The sequence below is a fragment of the Leptothrix ochracea L12 genome (assembly GCF_000262525.1).
In genome coordinates this window covers 1-6,547 of record NZ_JH660665.1, presented here as the reverse complement: position 1 = coordinate 6,547, position 6,547 = coordinate 1, and the positions used below count along the sequence as shown (strand labels likewise).

The following is a 6,547-nucleotide window of genomic DNA, read 5'->3' as shown; positions in this document are numbered from 1 at the left end:
GCTGGAGACCACCGCCGGGGCAGCGGGTACAGCAGGCGTGCGCAGCGGCGCGCCGGTCAAGGCAGAGACTTCGCGAGCGATGCCGTACACGCTCAAACCATGGCCCAGATTGGGCGTGAGCTTGAGGGTGAACAGCGTGTCATCGAGCTTCAAATGCTCACGGATGTCTTGGCCGAGCGGGGCGTCAAGCGCCAGTTCGAGCAAGCCGCCGTTGTCCTCCGCGAGCTGGAGTTCGCGCGCCGAGCACAGCATGCCGAAGCTCTCAACGCCGCGCAGCTTGCCCGTGCCGATCTTGAAGGGCTTGCCATCTTCGCCAGGGGGCAGTTCAGCACCGACGGTGGCCAGTGGAATGCGGATACCGGCGCGGGCGTTGGGGGCACCGCAGACGATTTGCAGCGGGCCGTCTGGGCTGTGCGGGCCAGCATCGACCTTGCACACACGCAGGCGGTCGGCGTTGGGGTGTTGCACAGCTTCGAGGATCTCCGCCACGACGATGCCGTGAAACGGCGGTGCCACGGGCTTGAGCTCTTCGACTTCCATGCCGGCCATGGTCAGCAGGTGAGCCAGCTCGGCGGTGTTCAGTTCAGGGTTGCAGAACTCGCGCAACCACGATTCAGGAAATTGCATCTCTTCGGTCCTTGCGGCGGGGCAGCGGGAATTACTTGAACTGGCTCAGAAAGCGCAAATCGCCTTCAAAGAACAGCCGCAGATCGTTGACGCCGTAGCGCAGCATGGTCAGGCGATCCGGGCCCATGCCGAAGGCGAAACCGATGTACTTCTCGGGGTCGAGGCCGTAGTTGCGCACCACGTTCGGATGCACTTGGCCAGAGCCGGCGACTTCGAGCCAGCGACCTTTGAGCGGTCCGCTGGCAAAAGCGATGTCCACCTCGGCCGAGGGTTCGGTGAATGGGAAGAACGATGGGCGAAAGCGCAGCTCCAGCTCATCGGTCTCAAAGAAGGTGCGGAAGAAATCGGTAAAGACTGCTTTCAAGTCTTTGAACGACACGTTCTCACCAATCCACAGGCCTTCGCACTGGTGAAACATGGGCGAGTGGGTGGCGTCTGAATCGACGCGGTAGGTGCGGCCCGGCGCGATGACGCGGATCTCGGGCATCCCGTCGAGGTGAGCGTGGCGCGCAGCGTGCTGGCGGGCGTAACGCACTTGCATCGGTGAGGTGTGCGGCCGCAAGCACAAGGGGCGACCGGCCTCGTCCTGCATATCGACGTAGAAGGTGTCTTGCATGGAACGCGCCGGATGGTTTTCCGGGTTGTTCAAAGCGGTGAAGCTGTGCCAATCGGTTTCGATCTCGGGGCCATCGGCCACATCAAAACCCATCGAACCAAAGATCTGCTCAATGCGCTCCAGGGTGCGCGACACCGGATGCAAACCGCCCAGCGAGCGGCCACGGCCTGGCAGCGTCACGTCGAGCGCTTCCGCCTTGAGCTGTGCTTGCAACTCGGCCTCTGCCAACGCACGACGACGCTCGCCCAGCAGCGCTTCGATGCGCTGTTTGGTCTCGTTGATCGCAGCACCCCGGGTCTTTTTTTCCTCGGGGCTGAGCTTGGCCATGCCCTTGAGCAGTTCAGTGACCAAGCCGGTCTTGCCGGTGAAGCGCGCCTTGGCGTCTTCAAGCTGAGCGGGTGTCAGCGCTGCAGCGAAGTCAGCCGCAGCGCCCGCCACGATTTGTTCGAGATCGTTCATCGACGCATCGAATCCATGCAGTAGGAAAGAAAAAGGCCGAACGGATTCGGCCTTTCATGCAGCGCAACGGGGTGTTGATCTCAACGACCCACCCCGGGCAACGCTATCAAGCGAGCTGGGCCTTGGCCTTCTCGACGATGGCACCGAACGCAGCCAAGTCATGCACAGCCATGTCGGCCAGCACCTTGCGATCGACTTCGATCGTGGCTTTCTTCAGGCCCGACATGAAGCGGCTGTACGTGATGCCGAATGAACGGGCGGCCGCATTGATACGGACAATCCACAAACGACGGAACACGCGCTTCTTGGCGCGGCGGTCACGGTAGGCGTATTGGCCCGCCTTCATCACCGCCTGTTTGGCGATGCGATAGACGTTTTTACGACGACCACGGTAGCCCTTAGCAAGGGCCAGAATCTTTTTATGACGAGCACGGGCGGTAACACCACGTTTGACGCGAGGCATGGTTCTCTTCCTTTAGTCTTGGTGGATTACAGACCAGCAAACGGCAGCATCTGCGCCATGTGACCCATATTGGTCTCATGGACAGTCACGGTGCCGCGCAGGTGGCGCTTGTTCTTGGTGGTCTTCTTGGTCAGGATGTGGCGCTTGAACGCTTGACCGCGCTTGACGGTACCACCCGGACGCACGCGAAAACGCTTCTTCGCGCTGCTCTTGGTCTTCATTTTGGGCATGACTGCTCCTTCACGTTGTTCCCATCAGGCGCCGCGAACATCTCGCGGTCTTGGGGGCCTACGGGCACTGGAGCGCAGCAGCGACCAAACCGCTGCACTCCGAGATTTAAAAATGGCTTACTTTTTCTTCTTGGGGGCCAGCACCATGATCATCTGGCGGCCCTCAAGACGTGGCATGTGCTCGACCAGCGAGACATCCGTCAATTCATCACGCACACGTTCCAGCAAACGCATACCGATGTCTTGGTGAGTGATTTCACGACCCCGGAAGCGCAAAGTGACCTTGCCCTTGTCGCCTTCTTCCAGAAAACGCCGCAGGTTACGCAGCTTGATCTGGTAGTCGCCTTCATCAGTACCGGGCCGGAACTTGACTTCCTTGACTTCGATAATGTGCTGACGAGCCTTGGCCTCAGCGACCTTCTTCTGCTCTTGGTACTTGAACTTGCCGTAGTCCATCAATCGACATACGGGTGGATTCGCGGTTGCCGCGATTTCCACCAGATCGACGTCCTGCTCAGCAGAAAGACGCAGTGCTTCTTGAATGCTGACGATACCCAAGGGCTCGTTCTCAGGCCCGTTCAAACGGACTTCAAGAGCAGTGATTTCGCGATTAAGGCGATGTTTGCGTTCGGCGTTGGGTGTCCGACGGTCAAGAAAAGTAGCGATGGTCAGATTCCTTCAGGGCTTAAGCCCTTGAGTCAAAACAACACACACCGAAAACAAAAGACAAGAAAGCCAAGCCCACTCTTCTTAGAGAGCGAGTTCGGCAGCTATTTTCCCGGAGAAGGCTTCTAAAGCCATCACACCGAGGTCTTGATTGCCTCTGGCGCGTACCGCAACGGCCCCCGCAGCCTTTTCTTTGTCGCCGACAACGAGAAGATAGGGAACCTTTTGCAATGAATGCTCTCTTATTTTATACGTGATTTTTCGTTGCGCAAATCAATCGAGACCCTAAGTCCTTGTTTTGCAGCTGTTTGGCGACGGCTTGGACGTAATCGGTCTGCGCATCAGTGATGTTGAGCACCACCACCTGTGTTGGTGCAAGCCAAGTGGGCAAAGCACCGGCGTGTTCTTCGATCAAAATGCCAATGAAGCGTTCCAAGCTGCCTAGGATCGCACGGTGCAGCATGACGGGCCGATGGCGCGTGCCATCTTCACCCACGAACTCGGCATCCAAGCGTTCCGGTAAGTTGGGATCCACTTGGATAGTGCCGCACTGCCACTGACGACCAAGCGCGTCTTTCAGTGTGTATTCGATCTTCGGGCCGTAGAAAGCGCCCTCGCCGGGCAAGTACTCGAATTCACAGCCAGCGGCACGCAGACCGTCCGCCAAGGCCGCTTCGGCCCGATCCCAGCTTTCCTCGGTGCCGATGCGTTTTTCGGGCCGTGTGGAGAGTTTGTAGATGATCTCGGTGAAACCGAAGTCTTTGTAAACCTTCTTGAGCAGCGCTGTGAACGCGGCCACTTCGGCATGAATCATGTCTTCTGTACAGAAGATATGGCCGTCGTCTTGGGTGAAGCCGCGCACACGCATGATGCCGTGCAACCCCCCGGTGGGCTCATTGCGATGGCATGCACCGAATTCACCGTAGCGCAAAGGCAAGTCACGGTAGCTCTTGAGTCCCTGCTTGTAGATCAGGATATGACCCGGGCAGTTCATCGGCTTCAAAGCGTATTCGCGCTTTTCAGACTCAGTGGTGAACATGTTTTCCCGGTACTTGTCCCAATGACCGGTTTTTTCCCACAGGCTTTTGTCGAGGATCTGTGGTCCCTTGACCTCTTGGTAGCCATTTTCGCGGTACACCCGGCGCATGTACTGCTCAACTTCCTGCCAAATCGCCCAGCCCTTCGGGTGCCAAAACACCGTGCCGGGTGAGTATTCGTCCATGTGGAACAGATCAAGTTCGCGACCGAGTTTGCGGTGATCGCGCTTCTCGGCTTCTTCCAGCATCAAGAGGTATTTCTGCAAATCGTCCTTGGTCGCCCAAGCGGTGCCATAAACGCGTTGCAGCATCTCATTGCGATGATCGCCGCGCCAATAGGCCCCAGCCACCTTCATCAGCTTGAAGAACTTCAGCTTGCCAGTACTTGGGACGTGCGGACCACGGCACAGGTCAGTGAACTTGCCTTCGGCGTAGAGCGAGACATCCTCACCGGCCGGGATGCTTTCGATGAGCTCCGCCTTGTAGGCTTCACCGATCGACTTGAAATAGCTCACAGCTTCATCGCGGGCCACGACGCGCCGTTCAATCTTCTCGTCCTTGTTGGCCAGTTCCGTCATCTTCTTTTCGATAGTGACCAGATCCTCCGGCGTGAACGGGCGCTTGTACGAGAAGTCGTAATAAAAGCCGTGTTCGATGGTCGGCCCAATCGTGACTTGGGCGTCTGGAAACAGTTCCTTAACCGCGTAGGCCAGCAAGTGTGCGGTCGAGTGACGAATCACATCCAACCCATCCGCATCCTTGGCAGTGATGATGGCAAGCTGTTCATCGGCCTCGATCAGGTGGCTGGTATCGACCAAACGGGTGCTCTCACCTGTGCCAACACGACCAGCCAATGCGGCCTTGGCCAAGCCTGTGCCGATGGAGGCCGCCACGTCAGCCACCGTCACCGGGCCGGGAAATTCGCGCTTGGAACCGTCGGGAAGCTGTATCGAAACCATGAAATCCTCAAAACAATGCGGCGTGTACGGCACGGCCGACCACCAAAGGGTGCCGATTTTAAGGGCACGTGATGCCGGGGTGCCCATAAAAAACCGCGCCTTGTGAGCGCGGTTTTTTCAATGACAGATCCGAGGGGTCAGTGGAACTGTTCTTCTTCGGTCGAGCCGGTCAGGGCCTTCACGGAGGACGAACCACCTTGGATCACGGTGGTCACGTCGTCGAAGTAGCCTGCGCCCACTTCTTGTTGGTGCGACACGAAGGTGTAACCCTTTTCGCGAGCAGCAAATTCCGGCTCTTGCACCATTTCGGTGTAGTGCTTCATGCCTTCGCCGTTGGCGTAAGCATTGGCAAACTGGAAGGTGTTGTACCAGTTGATGTGGATACCAGCCAAGGTGATGAACTGATACTTGTAGCCCAGCGCCGACAGGTCTTCTTGGAAAGAAGCGATCTGCGAGTCGTTGAGGTTCTTCTTCCAGTTGAAGGAAGGCGAGCAGTTGTACGACAGCAGCTTGCCCGGGCAGGCAGCGTGCACAGCTTGAGCGAATTCACGCGCAAAGCCGATGTCGGGCACGCCGGTTTCGCACCACACCAAGTCGGCGTACGGAGCGTAAGCGACGCCACGGCTGATGGCTTGTTCCAGACCGTTCTTGACGCGGTAGAAGCCTTCTTGAGTGCGTTCGCCAGTGACGAACGGTTGGTCGTTGGCATCGCAGTCGCTGGTCAGCAGGTTGGCAGCTTCAGCGTCGGTACGGGCCAGAACGATGGTGGGCACACCCATCACGTCAGCGGCGAAACGAGCAGCGATCAGCTTTTCAACGGCTTCGCGGGTCGGGACCAGCACCTTGCCACCCATGTGACCGCACTTCTTGACAGCGGCGAGCTGGTCTTCGAAGTGAACGCCAGCGGCGCCCGAAGCGATCATGTTCTTCATAAGCTCAAATGCGTTCAGCACGCCGCCGAAACCAGCTTCAGCGTCAGCAACGATTGGCAGGAAGTAGTCAACAAAGCCTGCGTCGCCTGGGTTGATGCCACGGCCCCACTGAATTTCATCAGCGCGCTTGAAGGTGTTGTTGATGCGGCGAACCATGGTCGGCACCGAGTCGTACGCGTACAGCGACTGGTCGGGGTACATGGTTTCAGAGGTGTTGCCGTCAGCGGCGACTTGCCAGCCCGACAGGTACACAGCTTCCAAGCCAGCCTTGGCTTGTTGCATGGCTTGACCGGCGGTGATGGCGCCGAAAGCGTTGACGTAGCCCTTCTTGGCGCCACCGTTGACCTTGGCCCACAGCTTTTCAGCGCCGTTCTTGGCCAAGGTGTATTCGGGCTGCATGCTGCCGCGCAGACGCACGACGTCAGCGGCGCTGTAGCCACGCTTCACCAGCGCCCAGCGGGGATTTTCAGCCCAGTCTTTTTCGAGGGCAGCGATCTGTTGTTCACGGGTCAATTGGGTCATCACAAGCTCCAATGCGTAGCGGATCGATTAACGGTA

At 58.2% G+C, this 6,547-nt stretch carries 6 protein-coding genes and 1 pseudogene; all 7 read right to left on the bottom strand.

The annotated features are described in order from the left end of the window. Positions 1 to 627: YtpR family tRNA-binding protein (gene ytpR / locus LEPOCDRAFT_RS02530; RefSeq protein ID WP_009453127.1), on the bottom strand; the 627-nt coding region annotated here is incomplete at its 3' end. 31 nt (positions 628 to 658) lie between these two features. Then, a complete protein-coding gene (gene pheS / locus LEPOCDRAFT_RS00120; RefSeq protein ID WP_009453126.1) occupies positions 659 to 1,702 on the bottom strand; it encodes a phenylalanine--tRNA ligase subunit alpha in 1,044 nt (347 codons plus the stop codon). A gap of 106 nt (positions 1,703 to 1,808) precedes the next feature. Beyond that, entirely contained in the window at positions 1,809 to 2,165 is a 357-nt protein-coding gene (rplT, locus tag LEPOCDRAFT_RS00115; RefSeq protein WP_009453125.1) for a 50S ribosomal protein L20, read from the bottom strand. A gap of 26 nt (positions 2,166 to 2,191) precedes the next feature. Further along, positions 2,192 to 2,395: a 50S ribosomal protein L35 gene (rpmI, locus tag LEPOCDRAFT_RS00110; RefSeq protein WP_009453124.1), complete on the bottom strand. Its 204-nt coding sequence runs from the start codon at positions 2,393 to 2,395 to the stop codon at positions 2,192 to 2,194. Positions 2,396 to 2,512: 117 nt separating this feature from the next. Then, on the bottom strand, positions 2,513 to 3,067 hold the full coding sequence (gene infC, locus LEPOCDRAFT_RS00105; RefSeq protein ID WP_083834349.1) for a translation initiation factor IF-3: 555 nt from the start codon (positions 3,065 to 3,067) through the stop codon (positions 2,513 to 2,515). Between the two features lie 78 nt (positions 3,068 to 3,145). Next, positions 3,146 to 5,057: pseudogene (gene thrS, locus LEPOCDRAFT_RS00100) on the bottom strand (threonine--tRNA ligase). 137 nt (positions 5,058 to 5,194) lie between these two features. Further along, entirely contained in the window at positions 5,195 to 6,511 is a 1,317-nt protein-coding gene (gene aceA, locus LEPOCDRAFT_RS00095) for an isocitrate lyase (RefSeq protein ID WP_009453121.1), read from the bottom strand. Positions 6,512 to 6,547: the final 36 nt, after the last annotated feature.

What these genes read in the sequence shown, in the direction of transcription:
- pheS (WP_009453126.1), bottom strand. Translation starts at nt 1,702, where the DNA reads ATGAACGATCTCGAACAAATCGTGGCGGGCGCTGCGGCTGACTTCGCT.
- rplT (WP_009453125.1), bottom strand. Translation starts at nt 2,165, where the DNA reads ATGCCTCGCGTCAAACGTGGTGTTACCGCCCGTGCTCGTCATAAAAAG.
- rpmI (WP_009453124.1), bottom strand. Translation starts at nt 2,395, where the DNA reads ATGCCCAAAATGAAGACCAAGAGCAGCGCGAAGAAGCGTTTTCGCGTG.
- aceA (WP_009453121.1), bottom strand. Translation starts at nt 6,511, where the DNA reads ATGACCCAATTGACCCGTGAACAACAGATCGCTGCCCTCGAAAAAGAC.